This is a genomic window from Microcoleus sp. AT9b-C3 (genome assembly GCF_036705485.1).
Taxonomy (GTDB): Bacteria; Cyanobacteriota; Cyanobacteriia; order Cyanobacteriales; family Microcoleaceae; genus Microcoleus.
The window spans coordinates 71172-92692 of the sequence record NZ_JAUBUR010000006.1; the positions used below are offsets into that span (position 1 = coordinate 71172).

9 protein-coding genes are annotated in these 21521 nt (G+C 45.6%); 5 read left to right on the forward strand and 4 right to left on the reverse strand.

Features of this window, described 5'->3' with window-relative positions; translation table 11 throughout:
* Positions 1-59: 59 nt before the first annotated feature.
* On the reverse strand, positions 60-6725 hold the full coding sequence (locus tag QUB77_RS07765; RefSeq protein WP_333171000.1) for a translocation/assembly module TamB domain-containing protein: 6666 nt from the start codon (positions 6723-6725) through the stop codon (positions 60-62).
* Positions 6726-7222: 497 nt separating this feature from the next.
* On the opposite strand from QUB77_RS07765, the gene QUB77_RS07770 reads away from it, so the two are divergent.
* From QUB77_RS07770 to QUB77_RS07790, 5 genes are all read left to right on the forward strand, one after another.
* Positions 7223-7597 carry a DUF3110 domain-containing protein gene (locus QUB77_RS07770; RefSeq protein ID WP_006633173.1) on the forward strand — a complete coding sequence of 125 codons (375 nt, stop codon included), beginning with the start codon at positions 7223-7225 and terminating at the stop codon, positions 7595-7597.
* A 174-nt stretch (positions 7598-7771) separates the two neighbouring features.
* Entirely contained in the window at positions 7772-8686 is a 915-nt protein-coding gene (gene murQ, locus QUB77_RS07775) for an N-acetylmuramic acid 6-phosphate etherase (RefSeq protein ID WP_333171003.1), read from the forward strand.
* Positions 8687-8767: 81 nt separating this feature from the next.
* Complete coding sequence (locus QUB77_RS07780) at positions 8768-14125, forward strand: AAA family ATPase (RefSeq protein ID WP_333171005.1); 5358 nt, start codon at positions 8768-8770, stop codon at positions 14123-14125.
* Between the two features lie 115 nt (positions 14126-14240).
* Complete coding sequence (locus QUB77_RS07785; protein ID WP_333171008.1) at positions 14241-15878, forward strand: FAD-dependent oxidoreductase; 1638 nt, start codon at positions 14241-14243, stop codon at positions 15876-15878.
* A gap of 3 nt (positions 15879-15881) precedes the next feature.
* Complete coding sequence (locus QUB77_RS07790) at positions 15882-16889, forward strand: 3-oxoacyl-[acyl-carrier-protein] synthase III C-terminal domain-containing protein (RefSeq protein ID WP_333171010.1); 1008 nt, start codon at positions 15882-15884, stop codon at positions 16887-16889.
* A 366-nt stretch (positions 16890-17255) separates the two neighbouring features.
* Here QUB77_RS07790 and QUB77_RS07795 read toward each other — a convergent pair whose 3' ends face one another.
* From QUB77_RS07795 to QUB77_RS07805, 3 genes are all read right to left on the reverse strand, one after another.
* Complete coding sequence (locus QUB77_RS07795) at positions 17256-19058, reverse strand: thiamine pyrophosphate-binding protein (protein WP_333171012.1); 1803 nt, start codon at positions 19056-19058, stop codon at positions 17256-17258.
* A 415-nt stretch (positions 19059-19473) separates the two neighbouring features.
* Positions 19474-20004 (reverse strand): adenylate kinase, encoded by a 531-nt coding sequence (locus QUB77_RS07800; RefSeq protein ID WP_333171014.1) that lies wholly within the window; start codon positions 20002-20004, stop codon positions 19474-19476.
* 171 nt (positions 20005-20175) lie between these two features.
* A complete protein-coding gene (locus QUB77_RS07805) occupies positions 20176-21447 on the reverse strand; it encodes a CAP domain-containing protein (RefSeq protein ID WP_333171017.1) in 1272 nt (423 codons plus the stop codon).
* Positions 21448-21521: the final 74 nt, after the last annotated feature.

Sequence of the window (21521 nt, forward strand, 5' to 3'; positions counted from 1 at the left end):
CTATTATAGCAAATTACTGAGAAATTGGTAACTGTTGGCTGTGGGCTGTTGGCTGATGCCTAAAACCTCAATTCATATTCAGCAGTTACGCGATTGTCTCCTTGAAAATTACTCGAACCTCTGAGTAAAATTTTATCGCTCAATCGATAGCGCACAGTAAATTCTGTCGGTTGATTGGCTGACAGAACTCGAATGATTGATGCTGAAATATTGCGCGTGATGTCAAACCCAACTTCTAAACCTAAACCGAGAGAACCCGCACCTGAACTGGAACTAGCACTTTGTGCTTCGTTGCCTCTAATTCGAGTGGGAAATAAGCGAAATTCGCTCAATCCTGTGGCGTTTGTAACCGCAGATTGAAGGTTGTTTAATAAACCCGCACCGGCTAAATTTGCGATCGCCAGTGTACTGTCTCCCTGCCCCAAAGTCTGCACGAAACTGCCGCCTAATAGCGCTACAATCTCTGTTTCCGATCGACTCGGAGAACTCCTCAACTCCAGACTTTCCGCCAACTGAGAAGCCCTTCCCTGCACTAACGCTTGAATTCGGACACTCCGCACATTGCCGAAAGTTGTCGGTTCGTCTGCTATTTCAGAGGCTACAGATGTGCCGGGAGTGCGGAACCGCGTTACTTCCTGCACCGAAGTTGCTAATCTCACATCTAGCGTCGGATCGAGTCCTTGTGTTGGTACAAAGGTAGCAGTCTGCGGGTATCCTCGATCGAGTCTAAACTGCGTTGTAAACAAATTCACAGACCCGGAAGTCAACCGAATCGTACCCTCCGGGCGAAGGTCATCTAAAGTTCCATTCACCGTCAAACCCCCAGTCGCCTGAAAACTCAATATCGGCGCACTTGTTACCCGAATTCCCCGGCCCAAATTCAGCCGCAAATCGTTCAATCCAACTTCAAAGGAAGGGGAAGTAGCAGTTGCAGGAGAAGCAGAAACCTCAGTTGTAGGGGAATCAGAAACCTCAGTCGCAGGGGAAGGGGAAGATGTGGAATCAGAATCAGAAGAGGAAGAAGCTAACTCAGTTACGCCGCCGGCGCCGGGACTCCGCAGAAATACTTCACCGTTATACAGTTCAATATTACCGCTCAACTGCGGGCGTCTAGCCGTGCCCCTTGCCTGCACTTGACCGACTACGCCGCCACTGTACAATCCTCTGAGATTCACTGCCAACTTGTCGAGATTCACAGTCAGGGGATTAGCCACATCGACATCGCCCTCAGCAAAAGGCACAGACAGCGGAATTACACCCTGGGCCACAACTTGTCCCTGACTCAACTGTCCCCGAATTCCTTCTACCCGAATACGATCGCCCTCAAAGCGCACCGTTCCAGTTAGCCCTGTCAGCGGTTCTGGGAAGGCTTGCGCGCGGACGGTTGCATTTTCAAAATTCGCAATTCCTTGCGCTACAGGGTCTTGCAGCGTTCCTCCCACGCGAATTTGCACCTGTCCCTGGCCACTGACCCACGCAACTTGCGGAGTCAATACATTAATAATTGCCAAACCTTCATTTTGCAAATTCGCCCTCAAATCAATTTGATTGCTGTCAGCTTTCACGGCTGCAAACGGCAACTCAAAAGGCAAACTTCCCTGCACTTCAATTGGTTCGGTTTGAGTTACCAAAGCGCTGCCGCCAAAATTCAGGCGGGCATTGCTGTAACTGAAACTGGCGTCGGCTTGTTTAATCGGTTCTCCGTTTAGCGTACCCTCAACCAAACTCAATTCCCCGGTGGCTTGCGGGTTTTCCAAACTGCCGGCCAAATTCGCCCGCAAATTCAAATTTCCTGTGACATCCACAAAAGGCAATTCCACCAGTTCTGCTAACTCTTCCACGGGGACATTTTCTACCCGCAACTGCCCGGATTGAGCTTTTTGTCCGAGTTGTCCCGAAAAGCCGATCGCACTTTCGCCCGATCGAATTTCAAGAGGCAAAACAGTTAAAATCCCGTCCTGAAAACTGCCTTCAAGGTTGAACTTTTCAGCGACATATTCTCCCCACTGCCAGTTATCACCTTCCACATCAAATTGAGCTTCCACACCCGTTTCCAAAGAACCGGCGACAGCAATTTCCGCGTCAAAAGTGCCTTGCAATTGAGATAAGGGAGGCAATTTTTCTGATTTTTCCACTGCCTGCTGCCGCTGCTGCAAAAGTATTTCAATTTCTGCCAAACGGCGCAACTGTTCGATTAGCGGGGCTTCGGGTTCTCCCACTGCTACAGTTTGCACGTCGCCACTGTCACCGTAAACGGGAGGTTTTAGACCTCTAGCCAAGTCGCCTAAATTGAAATATTGCAAAGCGGCTAAAACCTGCTGCAACTTGCCTTCCTGTACCTTAACTTTCCCGGCAAATTTCGGGTTTTCGCCTGTTTCAACCTTGCCGGAAATTAAGTATTGACCGCTGCCTTGGCGGAATATCCCATCTGTGAGAGTAGCGACGCCGTTAGCGTAGCTGAATTCGGCTTGGAAACTGTCACCTTTAATGTAGCCGATCGCCGGTTGGGCGATCGCAATTTGTCCGCTTGCTTGCAAAGTCGCCGGATTTAACGGCATCTTCCAATCGAGCACATTTACTTGTCCCGAAACCGTACCAGTTATCGGCCCCAAACCCGCATCTTTACCGGGTGATAGATTCAAAGCAGCGAGGGGAAAATCGCTTAAATTAACTCGCAAAGTTTCTCCCTCGGTTTGGCCCCTAGCGACCGATTCCCCGCGTTGAATTAAGAAAGATGTCGGCAGAAAAGATTGATTTAAAGCTACTTCAATTTTGTCGCCCTCTCCGGCCAAACGCAAATCTACACTTTTCCCAGCATCCGCAGTCACACTCCCCGCCAGTACCGGATCAAAAGCGATTTGATTTACTGCTAAATTCCGCACTTCCACGTCGCCAACTAAGTTGAGGGCGGCGGGGGTTCCCGTGAGGCTGCCGATAAAATCGACATTGCCGCGCAGGGGTAGGTTTTGCTGTGAGGAATTTTTGTCCGCAATTGTAGACAAAAATCCTAGTTGTTCTGCTGGTAAGGCTGCCAGGTTAAAGTTGGCGAGTTTGACATCCAAATCTACGTTGGAAATTGAGGGCCCTCCTTTACCTTCGAGTTCGACGTTAACAAAGCCGTTTGCTGTCAAACCGGGAGTTGTGGCGTTCTCAATTTCCACCCGTTTGCCGTCCCAATTAAATACTGCCTCAAAAGGTTGTTTCAAAAACGGCAATTCCGAGATGCGGAAACTGCCACCGGCGCGAACTGTTTGCGGGGAAGCGGCAATCGGGCCGGATAAATTGATATTGCCGTTAAACAGTCCTCCAAGCTGGGGGAGATTTTGGGAACCAGAGACTACACCTTGGGCTTGCAAGCTTTGTCGCTGCGACTCAAAGGCTTGCTGGAAGCGACTTAGAGCAATTTGCTCCCCCTCGATTGAGGCGCGCCAATTCCCCGATGCGGCGCTGCCTTTAGCATTAACAATTCCTCCGCCGTTGGCGAGTCGAATTTGTCCGTCGCCGGTGGCGGTGATGCCGTTGGCGGTTAGATTATCTATTGTTCCCAAAATGCGAACTTGGCCGTCGAGGGTGCCCTCAATTTCTGGCGGTAAATCCGCTGTCAGCAAACCTGTTTGTTTGAGGGTTTGTTCTAAATTATTGACGGCAATTCCGTTTGTTTCCAGGAATGCTTGCAAGTTGCCGTTTTCTAATTTGGCCGTAGTATCGATCGCCCCTAGTCGATCGACCACAATCACTCCTTCTCCACTAGCACTAATTCCCTTGGCTGTCAAGTTATCCAAACTACCCGCTGCTTGGAATTCGCCGTTAATTCTGCCGTCTAATCCTTCAGGCAAAGTCGCCGCTAGGGTAATGAGTTGGGTATTGCGGATTGTTTGTTCTAAGCGACTGAGAATAACTCGATCGGCATCGGCGAAAGCTTGCCAGCGTCTGTCTTCTAATTTACCTCTAAAATCAATAGTACCGTCCGCTATATTGAGTTGGCCGCTGCTGTTGACGGCTATGTCGGGGGCGGTTGAATTATCAAGATTGCCGCTGGCTTGAATTTGATTAGATATTTGTCCGTCTAACGATTTGAGATTTTGGATTTGGGATTTTAGATTGTTGAGATTGGCGACTGTTTGGGGATTGTCAGCAGTGAAAGCTAAACCAACATCTAACAGCGGCAATCCTAAATTTACTAAGCGGTTGATGGAAGTGCGATCGGTTTCTGCTGTTGCTTGCCAGTTTCCCGCTGCCAATTCTCCTTTAAAATTAACATCACTGCCGGCAAGATTGAGTCTGCCGCTGCCACTGGCATTGATGCTGCTAGCAGTCAAATTGTCAAGACTTCCCGATGCTGTAAATTGACTCGATAGCTGTCCGTCAATCGATTTTAGATTTTGGATTTTAGATTTTAGATTGTTGAGATTGGCAGATTGCTGATTTTCGGGATTGAATGCTGAAGCCACATCTAAAATTGGCAGTGTCAAATCTACCAAGCGGTTGATGGAAGTGCCATCGGTTTCTGCTGTTGCTTGCCAGTTTCCCGCTACCAATTCTGCTTGTAAATTGACATTGCTGTCGGCAAAGTTGAGCCTACCGTTGGCATTAACATTGATTCCGCCAGCAGTCAAATTGTCAACATTTCCCGCGACTTGAAATTCACCTGCTAGTTGTCCGCCGAGCGATTTTAGATTTTGGATTTTTGATTTGAGATTGTCTAGATTTGCGGTCGTTTCCCGTGTTAAAAACGGCAAACCAATATCAATTAATTGATTGACAGCTACTTTTTCAGTGTTGCCAACAACTTGCCAATTCCCCGATTCTAGTTCGCCATTAACGTCAACTATACTGTCAGCAATATTCAGCGTTCCTTTACCCGTCGCAGCGATCGCATTTAAACTTAACTCGTCCAGAGTTCCCGCAGCTTCGGCAGTTCCGCTGAACAAACCCGCTAGTTCAGGAGGCAAATTAAGGTCTGGCAGGAGTTGCTCCAAACTGTTGAGATCCACGCCATTGCCCTCTATCATAGCTTGCCATTGACTGCCTGTTAACGCAGCATCCACGTTAACAGAAGCGTCGCCAATTTTCACAACCGTATTTTGCAAATCTGCCGAATTCCTTGCGGCTCGAATGGAGCCCGCAGCGGGGAAAGTTGCTTGCGGTGCTTGCCATTGAACTCTCGCTTGAATGTTGTCTAACGGGCCGAAAATTTGAGCTTTTGCGGAGACAGTGCCAATAGTAACAGTAGCAGGAATTGGGAGATCGTAAATTTGGGCGATCGCATCTGCGGGTACATTTTCAACTTGGAAGTCAAACACTAAACCAGATCGCGAATTCTTACTCGATAAAGCAATATCAACTTCACCTTGGCCGACAATTTTACCCCCCGCAGCCGGCACTACCAAAATATCGCTCAAAGTCAAAGCTAAAGAGGAAAACGGGGGAATAGAAGATTGAGAATTGGGAGGTGGGGTTTGAGCCATTCTCCCGCGTTCCAATTTAAAATTAGTGCTAATATTGTTTAATTGCAGTCGATCGACTATAGCGGGTTTTGTCGAGGCGATCGTACCTGTCAGCACCGGCATAGCAACTGTTCCAGTCAGCTTGGCATCCGCCTTCACTTCCCCCGCCACAGGCACGGGTAATACTACTTTCTGCCCTAACTCTGTCTCCACCGCACTGACAACACTTGCAAAAGCCACTGGTTGCACGTTAGTTGTCAGATTGAAGCTAGCGTTCTCCAAATTAAAATTATTTCCAGTGGCAACTGTTCCTGCTATTCTCAGCGGAATTAAACCGTAATTAGCTGCCAGACTATCGACAATCAAATTAGTTCCCTGAAACCGCAATTGACCGCTGCTATTTTGTATGATTTGTTTCAGCGGGGAAATACTCGCTTGCACTCCCCCAAAACTAGCCGCTCCGGTAATTCCCGATACTTTATTGTCTCGCAATTGCACGGTTAAATTGCCATTAGCCAGACCTTTTTGCAAATAAATGCCGGGAAGTTTCAGCAAGCGAGAGAGGTCGGGCAAAGGCAAATTTTGACCTTGCAACTGCACGTTAGTTTGAGCAGCAGGTAACAGAGAATCTGCTTTTACTATAAAATTATCGCTATTAGTAAACTGACCGTTTAGTTCGTAGAGAACTCGCTGATTTTGGTCGCGAAATAGAACACTGCCATTTCTCAGACTTACAGAAATCGGAGCCGAAGTTTTCTGTCCGACTGCGGGACTGGGTACCAAAACTGCGGCGACATTTTCAGCTCGAATTGCCTCAACTTCAGTTTTAAATAAACCAGGAGATTTCTCCTCCGCAGTTGGAAGATTAACCCAGCGGCCTTGAGCATCCTGTTCGATATAAGCGTTGGCTTTAACTAAGGTAATATCTAATTTGAGAGTGCGGGTGAACAGCAGTTGCAAAACCGAAAACTTTACTTCAACTGCTTCTGTAGAAGCATAATCGGGATCGGTAGGAGTTGCAGGTAAAGTCGATCGGCCAAACCGCAAACTTGTCGGAGAAAATCTCTCCAAACGTCCGAGTTGCACAGGCCGCTTCAGCAACTGACTGACTTCAGTTTCCACCAAAGGAGCTAACTTTTCCCGCACCCACTGGTATCCTAGCGCCGCCCCAACCAAGGCGATAATGCCCAATCCCGTACCGCTAAGCAGCAGCAGACGCCACCAGCGGCGGTGGGGACGGGGTGCGAGTTGATTTTTGTTATCGTCCGAGTTAGTCATGGGTGTTTCTCAAAAATCCGAGAATTCAGGAATTATAGGGAATCAGCCGATTTTAGACAGGTATAATCTCTGTGATTCGCCAGAGTGCCTTCTGCCTTTGGTAGACTCAGAACAGAGGCTGAAAGTGCCGATCGCGCGTTAGCAGAGTCCTCGCAAAGGCTCGAATTTCAAGATTCACGTCCTACTCCGGGGCAGAGTCCAATAACCTTTACTAAACTTAATCAAAACACGCAACACGACCTAACACCAAGTCCTCCAACTCCCCTAAATCCTCTCGATCCCGCTAGTGCTGGATCGATGGTCAATCTAAAATCTAAAATCTAAAATCTAAACACGTCCCCCTCCAGAGTAGACTCTAGAAACCTTTACCGAACTTAATCAAAACACGCAACACCACCTAAAATCGACAGTCAATCTAAAATCTAAAATCTAAAATCTAAAATCGCACGATCGCTTCTAAGATAAAAAAACGGTGGTTAAGAAGGTCTTTAAAACTTATGCGAGTGTTCGTCTTACTCTTCAATGCCCGCACCGAGAATGAGGGAATTCATACCATTCAACTCGGCGATCGCAATAAAGTTCTGATGTTTGAGTCAGAAGACGACGCCACCCGCTTTGGCGTGATGTTGGAAGCTCAGGATTTTCCCGAACCCGCTGTCGAGGCGATCGACGATGAGGAAATTAAGGAGTTCTGCGACAGTGTTGATTATGATTGGGAACTTGTGCCTGCGGGGGCGCTGGCGATCCCGCCCGAAGACAATGTAACACAGACTCAGTGGCAGCCGGAGCTTGAGCCGGAGTCGGAGCCGGATTCTGACGTTTCCCAAAACGAACTGGATTCTATTCGTCGCCGACTCGAAGGACTTTTATGAGAGTCAGCAGTCATTAGTCAGCAGTCATTAGTAGACTCCAATTGCAAAAATTGCTCTCCAATCTTGAAAAGCATCTGCGTTTATCTGCGTTTATCTGCGGTTTTCCTCTAAATCAATGACCAATGACCAATGACCAATGACCAATGACCAATGACCAATAACGCAGAAAAAATTATGAAGAATTTGGAAGAACGGGGCCATCTGCTGACTGAACAGGTGAATGCCAACAGCGAGAAATTAGACCAACTCAGTTCGATCGAATTAGTGGACTTGTTCAACCGCGAAGACGCCCAAACCTTAAGCGCGATCGCCCGTGCCCGCGAAGAGTTAGCCCAAGCGATCGACTTCGCAGCCGAGTCTCTGCGTCAAGGAGGTCGCCTGTTTTACGTCGGTGCGGGTACTTCCGGGCGTTTGGGGGTGCTCGATGCGGCCGAGTGTCCCCCCACCTTCTGTACACCGCCAGAACTCGTACAGGGCATAATTGCCGGGGGTGCGGGGGCTTTGGTGCGGAGTTCGGAGGATTTGGAGGATCGGGCTGAAGATGGGGCTGAGGCGATCGCCCACCGTCACATTACCAACTTAGATGTGGTTGTCGGCATTACGGCTGGAGGTACGACGCCGTTTGTCGCGGGCGCTTTGCAGGCGGCACGCCAGCGGGGGGCGAAGACTGTGTTTATGGCCTGCGTACCCGTCGAACAGGTGAATTTTGAGGCTGATGTTGATATTCGGTTGTTGGTTGGCCCGGAGGTAGTGGCGGGTTCGACGCGCTTGAAAGCCGGTACAGTCACAAAAATGGCTTTGAATATCCTTTCGACTGGGGTAATGGTGAAGCTGGGGAAGGTTTACGGCAATCGGATGGTTGATGTGGCGGTGACTAATAAGAAATTGCGCGATCGGGCTGTGCGGATGTTGCAGGATTTGACTGATTTAAGCCGGGAGGAGGCGGGTTTTTTGCTGGAAAAAAGCGGCAAGTCGGTTAAATTAGCTTTGATGATGCACTGGACTAATTTGGAGAAGGAAGAGTGCGATCGAATTTTGGGCGAGTTTCAAGGCAATTTGCGATCGGCTGTAGCATCAATTCGTCAGTAGTCATTAGTCATTAGTCAGTTGTTATTTGTTATTCCCCATTCCCCATTCCCCATTCCCCATTCCCCATTCCCCATTCCCCCTATGATTACCCTAACAAACTACAAAATCACCGCCCAAATCCATGAAAGCTTTAACTCCCTTGTTTATCGGGGAATTCAGCTTGAGGGTGAGACACCAGTTATCCTTAAGGTTCTCAAAGCGGACTATCCCACCCCAGCCCAACTCACTCGCTACAAACAAGAATATGAAATCAACCGCAGCTTAAATATTGATGGAGTCGCCAAAGTTTACAGTTTAGAAAATTATCAGAATACCCTGGTAATGAGTTTAGAAGATTTTGGCGGATCGTCACTCAGTATATTAATCAATGAACATAAATTTTCCCTGCTTCAATTTTTGGAAATGGCAGTCAATATCACCGCTATTTTAGGTGAAATCCATGCGACCAATATTATTCATAAAGACATCAACCCTTCTAATATTGTTCTTAACCCAGAAACGGGTCAAGTCAAAATCATAGATTTTGGTCTATCAACAGTTTTAACCCGCGAAAGCACCACTCTGAAAAATCCCAATGTCTTAGAAGGCACTCTTGCCTATATGTCACCAGAACAAACTGGCAGAATGAACCGCAGTTTAGATTACCGGACAGACTTTTATTCCCTCGGTGCAACCTTCTACGAACTCCTTACCCATCAACTGCCATTTGAGAGCACAGATGCACTAGAATTAGTTCACTACCACATTGCCAAACAGCCAACTCCACCCCATCAAATTAATCCAGAAATACCTAAAGTTGTCTCAGACCTCGTAATGAAATTGTTAGCCAAAACTGCGGAGCAAAGATACCAAAGTGCTTGGGGAATTAAAGCTGATTTAGAAGAATGTCTCACGCAACTACAATCTTTCGGTAGCATATCAGAATTTCCTTTAGGTCGTCAAGATATTTTAGATAAATTTCAAATTTCCCAAAAACTCTACGGCAGAGAACAAGAAGTTGAAACCTTACTAGCAGCTTTTGAGCGCGTAGCAGGAGAAAATATTGAGGTCGCGAGTTCAGGGAAAGGGGCGGTTGAAATGATGCTTGTAGCGGGTTATTCCGGTATCGGCAAGTCATCTCTAGTGCAAGAAATTTATAAACCAATTACCAAACAAAAGGGTTATTTTATTTCAGGCAAATTCGAGCAATACCAGCGCAATATTCCCTACAGGGCTGCGATCAAAGCCTTTCAGGAATTAGTGCGGCAACTATTAACTGAAACGGAATCTCAACTGGAACAGTGGAAAGAAAAAATCAACGCAGCTTTAGGGGAAAATGGCGGCATTATTGTCGAAGTTATTCCCGAAGTAGAAATGATTGCAGGCAAGCAACCTGAAGTAGTATCCTTGCCGCCTGCCGAAGCCCAAAACCGCTTCAATTTTGTCTTTCAAAAATTCATCCGAGTATTTGCTCAAAAAGAGCATCCCCTAGTAATGTTCATTGATGATTTGCAGTGGGCTGATGGGGCTTCCCTAAAACTTATGCAGCTTTTAATGACAGCAGCAGAAAGCGAATATCTATTTTTTTTAGGAGCTTATCGGGATAATGAAGTTAGTCCGAGTCACCCATTAATGATAACTATTGATGAAATTAGGAAAAGCGGTACGACAGTTAATTCTATCAGGATCTCGGCATTGAAAGAAGTTCATATCAATCAATTAATTGTTGATACTCTTAAATGCGAGCGCGAGCGCAGCCTACCCCTGACTGAATTAGTTATTGCCAAAACCCAGGGAAATCCCTTTTTTGTTAATGAATTTTTGAAGTCTATGTATGCTGAAAAATTATTGACATTTAATATCCAACAAGTTAGTTGGGAATGGAACTTAGAACAAATTAAAGAGCGAGGTTTTACCGATAACGTTGTTGAATTGATGGCAGGAAAAATTACAAAATTACCGGAAGCAACCCAAGAAGTTTTGAAAGTAGCTGCTTGCATTGGCAACCAATTTGACCTGAAGATTTTAGCTAACAGCATTGAAAATTCGCTAACAGAAGTGGCTTTATCTTTGCGGAATGCCACAGTCGAAGGGCTAATTGTACCTCTGAGCGATACCTACAAGTCAGTAGAATTAGAGGTAACACCTTTCGATTTAAAAGCAGAGTTAGTTGTGGAATACAAATTTATTCACGACCGAGTTCAACAAGCAGCTTATTCCTTAATTCCCGATCGGCAAAAATCCCTTGTTCACCAACAAGTAGGACGAACTTTATTACAAAATACCCCTCTTTCTCAAAGAGAAGAAAAAATATTTGATATCGTCAATCAACTCAACTTCGCTCCTCAATTAATTGATAACCAATCAGAAAAAAATGAACTAGCCGAGTTAAATGCGATCGCAGGTCAAAAAGCCTTAGCATCAGCCGCCTACGAATCAGCTTTCAAATATTTAACCTTTGGCATTGAACTGTTAGCCGAAGCAAGTTGGCAAACCGACTATAATCTGACAGTAAAATTGTATGCAGAAGCGGCAAAAGCTGCACAGCTAGTTGGCGAATTTGACCGCATGGAAAATTTAGCTGCGATCGCCTTGCAACAAGCTAAAACAATGCTAGATATTGCCGGAATCTATGAAACAAAAATTGCAGCGCTCACGACACAATCAAGACGATTAGAATTAGTTAAACTCGGTATAGATGTGCTAAAACTTTTAGGGGTTGATTTGCCAGAATCCCCTCATTTATCAGACATTCAACAAGCAATGGCAACTACAAATGCTGCCTTAAGTGGACGAAAAATAGAAGATTTAATTGACCTACCTTTGATGGTAGAACCTGTTCCGCAAGCAGCCATGCGGATATTATCATCTCTCTTCGCCCCTTCTTATCAAGTTGCTCCGGCGCTGCTGCCCTTAATAGCCTGCGAAATGGTAAATTTATCTATTAAGTATGGCAACACAACTAACTCTCCTTTTGGCTACGCTGGCTTAGGCACAATCTTAAACGGTGGATTCCAAGATATGGAGAGTTCTTATCAATACGGCCAACTAGCTATGCGTGTATTACAGCAGTTAAATGCCCTAGAAGTTAAAGCTAAGACATTTCATTTGGTGGCTGGATTCACAATTCACGTAAAGGCTCATATTAGGGAGTGTTTTGATATTTTCTTAGCCGGATATCAAAGCGGGATTGTCATGGGAGATTTTTCTTTTGCAGGCGAAGCGGCTAATGTAAGATGTCAATATTTATATTTCAGTGGCATGGAATTAGTATCCGCCGAAAGGGAGATTGCTATCTACGACAAAGCAATGGCGGACATCAAGCAAAAAACATCAATTAAATATAATCGCATGACTTGGCAAGCGGTGCTTAACTTGCTTTCTCCCTGCGAAAATCCTTGTAGTTTAGAGGGTGAAGTTTGCAAGGAGGAAGCATTTCTTGCTGAATGTTTAGAAATGGGCGATCGCGCTGGTACTGCCTACGTCCATATTATGAAACTCATTCTGTGTTATGTGTTTAAAAATTACCAGCAAGCTTTAGACAATGCGACCAGAGGGGAACCTTATTTAGATGGATTAACGGGAATTTTTGCCGTGATAAGTTTTTATTTTTACGACTCTTTAACGCGACTATCACTTTATCCAATGGCAGCGAATGCAGAAAGAGAAGAGCATCTTTTGAAAGTGGCTAGCAATCAAGAAAAAATGAAAGTATGGGCCGATAATGCCCCGATGAATTTTCAGCATAAATATGACTTAGTAGCAGCAGAAACAGCGCGAGTTACAGGCGATATCTCCAAAGCTATGGCAGATTATGACGGCGCTATTAAAGGAGCTCGAAAATCCTCATATACCCAGGAAGAAGCAATCTCTTACGAACGAGCAGCCGAATTTTATCTGGCTTTGGGAAGAGAAGAGATTGGCGAAATTTACATTAAAAAAGCTCATTATTGCTATCAACTATGGGGCGCCCAACACAAGCTTAAACATTTAGAAAAAACCTACCCATACTTGAAGGCGAGAACCTCTGAAGCCGCAACCACGAGAACTACTATAGCTAGCCGCACTACCAGTGAAAGCAACAGTTATGAGGTATTAGATTTTGCTACAGTAATGAGAGCGGCTCAAGCGATTTCTGGTGAAATTGTGCTAGAAAAGTTGCTATCAAAGCTGATTAAACTTGCTATTGAAAATGCCGGCGCGCAAAAAGGTTTTCTTTTATTGTTCGATCGCGGTGAATTAAAAATAGAAGCGGCTTTAGAAATTGCAAATAATGAAGTTAGCGTCCTGCAATCTGTGCCCATTAGCCATAGTAATTTGTTGCCAATAACTGTAGTCAACTATGTGACTAGAACTCAGTTAGATGTGGTTTTAAATGATGCTGTTAATGAGGGATTATTTACGAAAGATCCTTATGTATTAGAAAATAGCCCCAAGTCAATTTCGTGCAATGCGATCCTCAATCAAGGTAAATTAATCGGCATTCTATATTTAGAAAATAATCTAGCAACAAGTGCTTTTACTACAGACAGGTTAGAAGTTTTGAAAATCATTTCTTCCCAAGCTGCTATTTCTCTGGAAAATGCACTACTTTATCAAACTTTGGAACAAAAAGTAGAGGAACGCACGGCTCAATTAGCTGAAGCTAACTCTCACCTTGCGGAAGCCAATCAGCAAATTACTGTACTCAACGAACGACTGAAAGCAGATAATATTCGCATGAGTGCAGAACTAGACGTGACGCGCCGCCTACAGAAAATGCTGTTGCCAAGGGAACAGGAACTCAGCCAAGTTGAAGGGTTAGAAATTGCTGGTTTTATGGAACCAGCCGATGAAGTAGGAGGCGATTATTATGACGTGCTGCAACACAATGGTAGCGTCAAGATTGGCATTGGTGACGTAACGGGACACGGGTTAGAAAGTGGCGTGTTAATGATTATGGCACAAACGGCTATCCGTACTTTATTAACTAATAATGAAGCCGATCCTGTGAATTTTTTAAATATTGTGAATCGGACGCTTTTTGACAACGCAACTCGGATGAATTGTGAGAAAAATATGACGCTAGCTTTGCTGGATTATCAAGATAATATCCTGCGTTTGAGCGGACAGCATGAGGAAGTAATTATCGTGCGCGCTGATGGCGAAGTGGAGCAAATTGATACAATGGATTTGGGATTTATCATTGCGTTAGAACCGGATATAGCTGATTTTGTGAGTTCGACAGATATTGAGTTGCATTCAGGAGATGTTGTGGTTCTCTATACCGATGGGATTACAGAAGCGTTTGATATGGATCGCGAACAATACGGTTTAGAACGACTTATTGAAGTTGTCTGCGAGTGTAGGGAAGAATCGGCCGAAGCTATTAAAGAAGCTGCGATCGCAGATGTGCGGCGACATATTGGCAAGCAAAAGGTTTACGATGATATCACCATAGTCGTGATTAAACAGAAGTAGCGATCGGTAAGTTGTTTACGTTTAGGGTTAATTATAAATAAAAAATAATCTTTGGAAATTTTTGAGCCTCTGCCCTACAAACTATAAATACCCAGGAAGAAAAAGAGTAAATGTAATGTTGAAAGACGAAATACTCGACGTGGCGATCGTTGGCGGCGGTGTATCAGGAGTTTACAGCGCTTGGCGACTAATGACTAGCCAAACTCAAAAATCCGAACGACTCGAACAACTGCTCTCAAAGCGAGGAGAAGATCGGCTGAAAATTGCCGTGTTTGAAGGTAGCCACCGCATCGGTGGGCGATTGCTATCGGTAACTCCGCCGGGAATGCCAAACACCCGCTGCGAATTGGGCGGGATGCGTTATATGTCATCGCAAAAACTGGTGCGATCGCTAGTTGAAAATAAACTTAAACTAGAAACCCGCCCTTTATACGTCAGCGAACCTGAAAACATTGCTTATTTGCGAGGCCAACACCTACGCCTTTCTCAACTTACCGATCCGAAATTGGTGCCCTATGCCCTCAAAAGTGCCGAACAAGGGATAGATCCCAGCAATTTTATTGGTTTTGCCCTCGAACAGCTTATGCCCGGAATTAGCAAACTACATGGGGAAGAATTGCGGCATTTTGTGAGAACTCATAAATTTGAGGGCAAACATCTCTACAATTGGGGCTTCTGGAATTTGTTGGCACGATCGCTCTCCCACGAAGCTTACACCTTAGCCTACCAAGCAGGCGGCTACGATACCACCGCCTTAAACTGGAACGCCGCCGACACCATCTTATTAAACTGCGACTTCACACCGGATGTGACTTACAAAGCGATAGTTAAAGGTTACGAACAAATACCTTTAGAAATCTGCCAACAATTCGTCCAATCAGGCGGAGAAGTTTATCTGGAACACCGACTCAAATCCTTTGCAGCAGCAGAGTTGCCCGATGGTAGCAGCGGTGTCAAAATGAGTCTCATCTGGCAAAATCAACCAGGTGAAACCATAGAAATCTTCGCTCGCGCCTTAATCTTAGCGATGCCACGACGCTCCCTGGAACTACTAGATCCGACAGGCGAGGTTTTAGATCCACGAAACCGTAAAGTTCAAACACTGATCCGCACGGTGACACCAGTGCCTATGTTTAAAATGTTTGTCTCCTACCACACACCTTGGTGGGAAAAGGTTGAAGTCACGAAAGGGCGATCTGTTACCGACCTACCAGTGCGGCAATGTTACTATTGGGGCACAGAAGGAGAACAGCTCAAAGCCGATCGACAAAACCAGAATTCAGTGCTGTTGGCAAGTTACGACGATACCCTCAATGTCACTTTTTGGGAAGGACTGCGGGACAAAAAAGAAGAACCGCCCTTTGAGACGAAAGCAGGTTACTATGGCTCAGACTACTCCGGTTCCCCCGACTGGCATCATTACAAAGCGCCAGCGGCAATGGTGAGAGAAATCCAGCGCCAGCTCAAAGAAATGCACGGATTAAGTGAAATTCCAGAACCTTATAGCGCTGTCTACATGGACTGGGGCGACGATCCCTATGGCGGTGCGGTTAATTTCTGGAATATCCACGCCAAAAGTTGGGAAGTTATCCCGCAAATCGTCCATCCGCAAGAGAATGTCCCGGTGTATATTTGCGGTGAAGCTTATTCAGATGGTCAGGGGTGGGTGGAAGGAGCCCTATCTACAGCCGAAATTTTACTGCAAGACCACTTCGGCCTGCAACCGCCCGATTGGGTGACAGAAGAGGGTTGAACTATGGCTAACTATGATGGCATTGGTATCATCGGTACAGGCTATGCGGTACCGTCGCAGATTCGGACTAATGATGACCCGATTTTTGACTGGCTCAAACAACATCCTGTGCCGGGTCAGGATTTGTTTAAAGGCTACAAGGAGCGCCGTGTCTTGTCATCAGGGGAAAGTGTGACGGAGCTTATGGTACAGGCTGCCTTGGTAGCTATAAAGGATGCAGGATTGAACATCGGCGAGATTGACGCGCTACTAGGCTATGATTCGGTTTCTGAGTATCTCACACCCAATGGACTAGCTAAAGTTCACCAACAACTGGGTTTGTCGCCCACAACTTGGATATTTCCGATTAACGATGAATACACGAATTTTAATACAGGGCTGTTGATGGCAAATGCCCTAGTACGGGCGAGGCAAGTGAGAAACGCACTGGTTGTATGTGGCTGCAACTGGACTCGCTATGTGAGCTATCATACCCCCCAAAGTATTAGTGCCTCAGATGGAGCGGGGGCGGCAGTGGTGGGTGAGCTCAGAGATCCATCGCAATTTACTTTAGTGGACGCTGAAAACTCGGTGTATACAAAAGTATATGGCTGTATGTATATGCAACCAGATGCGATCGCGCGTGATGCCTTCGATTTTCAAAACAACCCCGAACAAATTTACACCAGACCGTACTTTCACATTACACCAACTGGTCAGCAAGCGTTTGTAGAATTTATAGAAAAAGAGCCACCGAGATTAATCCATCGGCTGTTAGAACGTCATGGTATTCGGGGTGCTGACATTGCCTTGATTACCCATCAAGCTTCGACTGTACTAATGGATGCTTGGGCGAGTGCGATCGCGCCTGCTCAATACTTACAAACCTTAGAAACATTTGCCAACATGACACTGGCAAGCATTCCCGTAAATCTTGCCTATTTCTATCGCGAGATTAAAACGGAGTACCTAGTATTGCTGGGTTTAGGAACTGAACTCAAGACAGCCGCACTATTGCTGAAGCGCAAGTAGTAGACGGGGCGGGTTTTTGAATTTTTACTACACATAATTAAAGCAGAGGTAGGGACACTCCAAGAGCCCATAGGTGCCAACTTAACTTCAAGCCCAGTCACAGAATGCTGTTTGACCATTAAACTTAGATCTCCCTGGCGCCCCCCTTAAGAAAGGGGGGACAAGAGCCTTCTCAAAGTCCCCCTTCTTAAGGGGGATTTAGGGAGATCTCAACTCGGGTATGAGCGAGATTTTTCAAGGGTTTTAGTCTTAAGTTGACACCAATGGGAGTGTCCCTACTACTAGGATCGCGAGCGATCGCAGTGTACTTCATAAACGTGGAATCTGCTGTAAATTGGGGAACTTACAACCAGATTTTCCTATCGCTCAGCTTTGTGAAGGTGGATAATAAGGTGGCACCTCATCGTTATTAATGTGAGCAACTATTACCTGCGGTTTGTTATTTTCTAGTGCATTTTTCATGGCTCTGGGAAATACTTCTCTCATCTCAGTAGGACTGTAAATATCAAAAGCATCAGCACCCAAAGCTGCTGCAAACTGCGCCAAATTGGGCTTACCAATTTTATAATAATCTTTCCAAAATCCCGGATTTCCAGGTTTAGGACAAAACTGGTTCATGTACTGGCTAATCATCCCCAAGTCGTTATTGTCCATGACCACCCAAATTGCGCCAACGCCGTATTGCGCGGCTGTTGAAATTTCGTTTCCGTGCATCATAAACGCACCATCGCCAACAATCGCAACGCAGGTTTTATACGGCGCTCCCATTTTACCGCCGATTACCGCAGCAGTACCAAAACCCATCGGCCCCATTGCCAGCGAATTGTGCATTTGCAAAGGCGGATTGGCAACAATATAATGCACCGACCAACCAACGCAGTTAGCACAATCTATAAACAAATGTCCGTCTTCTGGCATCATCTCATTGATGCACTTCATCAACGCTTGAGGAAAAATAGGGGAAGCTTCCGAGTCTCGTTTTTCTGGGTTGCGGAACGGAGATTTTGTACTTTTAATTTCGTCGATCAACCGCCTGCGGAAATCAATTCCTTTTTCATCAGCTTTTACTTGCTGACCTAACTCGCACAAGTAGTCGATCGCGCGGCCAACTTCCGACACAATTCCCAATTCAATCGGAAAAGAACGGGCGATCGCATTTTGATTCAAGTCAACTTGAATAAAAGGCCCGTTGGGAATCAAAATCGAGTCCCATTTGGAAGTAGCCAGTTGACCCAAAGTCGATCCCAAAACCATCAGTGCATCGTAGTGTGGTGGTAATTTAGGATTGAGAAGTTGTGGGTTTAAATAATACTTAGGCCACTCGCAACCCGCCAAACCGTAATTTCGCAGCGATAACTGGATATTTTCTGGAAAAATGCTCTTTGCGTCGGGAGTTGTCATCACCGGAATGGCAAATTTGTTAACAAACTCTACAAATTTTCGCAGGCGATCGCCATCTTGCAAAGCGCGGCGACAGCCATTTCCCAAGAAAAATAACGGCAGTTGCGCTGACAACAGCAACTTAAAAGCTTGCTCTATTTTCCCTGGGCTAAAAGCATCGGGAATGGCGCGATAATTATCAGGGCTATTGGGAATTTGGACATTGCTAACCGTACTCCCAGCAACATCGTCGGGAAGGCTAATGTGAGCGGCGCGGTTAGGAATTGAAAGCGCATCCCGTAAAGCTTGGGAAAACAGCGTTTGGAAATTGGTCGCATTAGTAATTACAGCACTGTACTGCGAGGCGCTGCGATAAATATTATCAATGTCTAGATTGGCATCAATTCCTTCTTGAAGATAACCTTTACCAAAATAAACTTCTGGCACTTCCCCAGTAATAGTCAACAGCGCCGAGTTACTATTGTGAGCGTTCACCGTTCCCGTCAAAGCATTGGTGGCACCAGGGCCAGAAGTTACCAAAACCACCCCTAAGTTTCCCGTTACCCGTGCATAACCATCAGCGATAAAAGCCGCCCCAGTTTCGTGGCGACAAATGATATACTCAAATTTATCTTGTTGCTCGCTTAGTTCGTCTAATAGGTGCGTGAGTGCGCCGCCTGGAAGACCGAATAGTTTATTTACTTGCTCAAGTTCGAGGTACTTGAGTAGAAGCTGGGCAACAGTTTTGTCTTGTACAGTTGTGTAGTATGTAGTCTGATTTTGAATCACAAGCGTGTCCTCTCCCGATGTGATATACCTAACTGCGTATAAATTATACAGTAAAATATATTTTACATCACTGCTTCGGCCTTGCTACATAGATTATTTCTAGAAGAAATGGTTATTAAATCAGTAGCGGACTAAAAGCTGAAGACAGAGCGAATTTGTAGCTTTAAAAAAAGTAAATTTCGGTGATTTTTGGCGCGCTCGTTGACGTTTTTGAGAAAGGCGATTAGAGTCAGTATATAAATTTGTTGTTGGGCGATCGCTCATTAGTTAGGAAAGCAGTTTCAGAAGCCAACGCACCTAGTACCAGACTGCTGGATAGCCTACCAACTTTGAATTTTCAAACCGAGTCCTATGAAACTAAAGCCTAACCTTAACCTATACTCATCCTTGGGGCATCTACCCTGACTGTCAACAGTCAACAGTCATTAGTCCTTTGCAATATCGATTCAAAAAATTGTGAAATCTCTTCAGTGGATCTGATGTGATAAACACTTTTTGTTTTTTGGGCGCGATCGACATACTCGCGATATCTGGGAGTCAAATACTTGTGACACAACCAAAGAGCACGGTAACTATTAATTGAACTCTTCAAGATCGGACTGTTTTGGGGCCAGCCTTCTGGCGGTATAAACTTACCTGTAATCAGCCGTTTAGTCACCCAGCCGAAATGCACGTATAGGGGCAGATCGACAAAAACCAGAGTATCTGCCTCGTTGAGTCGAAGCCAGACGGTTTCCATACAACCAAAACCGTCTATAATCCATCGGTCAGTAGCCAAAATTTTCTCATGGGTACGCTTATATTCTTCATTTGGAACCTCAGCGCCCCCCGATTGATATTGAATCTTATCCAAGGCGTAAAGTGGCAAACCAGTGATTTCTGATAATCTCTTGCTTAGAGTTGATTTACCGCCTCCAGCGTTGCCAAACACGGCTACTTTTTTCATAGTTACCCCTCTTAGTAATGATGCAGTTTGTAGCAAGATTTTGGAGAATTGCTATAACAACTGAAGTAGTAGGGTGCGTCAGCTTCGACAATCTGGGCTACCCATCGAATCCCTACGAACTGACGCACCTTACACGCTGCATAAGTGAAATTTTACACTACCCATTCCCCGTTAGGCATTCACAAAAACGCTCGATGTAAGTTGACTTTGACTTACACCCTGGACGATTCCTAAATAAGTGTTGCCCGACTTAAGCGCCCAAGAAGCGACACTTGCCCCTCCATCCAACTGCAAACTCACAGCTTCAAAAGTCAAGTTTGCAAACCCGATACCGTCCGTCAAACCAATTTTATCCCCAGCCCCAAAATCGACAATTACATCCGCACTTATTAAAGTAGCCGCAGCAGACAAACCTCCTGCTAAGATAAACGTATCATTTCCAGCACCGCCCGTCAGCATATCTTGCCCGCGATCGCCCGCCAACAAATCATCGCCGTTACCGCCAATCAAGACATCATCTTCTTTGCCGCCGCGAATAGTATTGTTACCGTCAGATCCGATTAGTCGATCGTTATCGTTGTTGCCGCTGATAAAATCATTGCCAACACCGCCATCAATTACATCGGATTCTTTGCCGCCGGATAAGCTGTCATTGCCGCCTGCGCCATTAATTGTATCCGCACCTTGCATTCCATTAATGCTATCAGCACCTTCTCCCCCGGTGAGATTGTCTTTGCCGGAAAGGGCAAAAATTGGCAATCCCGCAGCATTTGTCGGTATTTGAGTATCGGCACTATCTGATAGGAAATAATTGCCGTCGCTGGCTGTATTTTTGGGTGCTGTCGTCGGGCTGCCGTCCCCTGTAGCATTGGGTATTGGCGAAGTAATAGATATAGTGTTTGGTGTGGGAGTCGGTGTGGGAGTCGGTGTGGGATTGACACTACCGTCAAGAGAAGTCGCAAAAACTTGCGTCCAATAGTGATTCCAATTTTCTGTGCCAGTATCGTCGGCTAAGAAATAGTAACCAATGCCAATTTCTTTGAGATTGGGGTTAAGAATGTTAGTCCGGTGGCCGCTGCTGTTCATCCACGATGATACAACTTGTTCGGGTGTAGAAGATCCCGCAGCAATGTTTTCTGCCGCCGCTGAGAATTGATAGCCCGTTGCACTAATCCGGCTTCCTAATGACGAACCATCTTTTCCGGTATGCGAAAAGAAGTCTTGCAGTGCCATGTTTTGGGTGTGATTTGCGGCCGCATTTAGTAACTGAGTATTTAAAACTAGCGGGGACAAACCTAATTTGCTGCGTTCGATGTTGGTAAGTTCTAAAACTCTATTAATAAAGTTTTGATTAGTTGGGCTTGGTGCTACTTGAGAGGCCGATCGCTCTCCTGTTAAAATGTCCGAGGACTGAGAACCGGAATTTTCTAGTTGTTCAAGCATGGGGATGATAAACAGTTTTAAGACTTGGTTTTGCTGGTAGATTGCTTACCGTCTTAACGATAGTTTCCCCGATC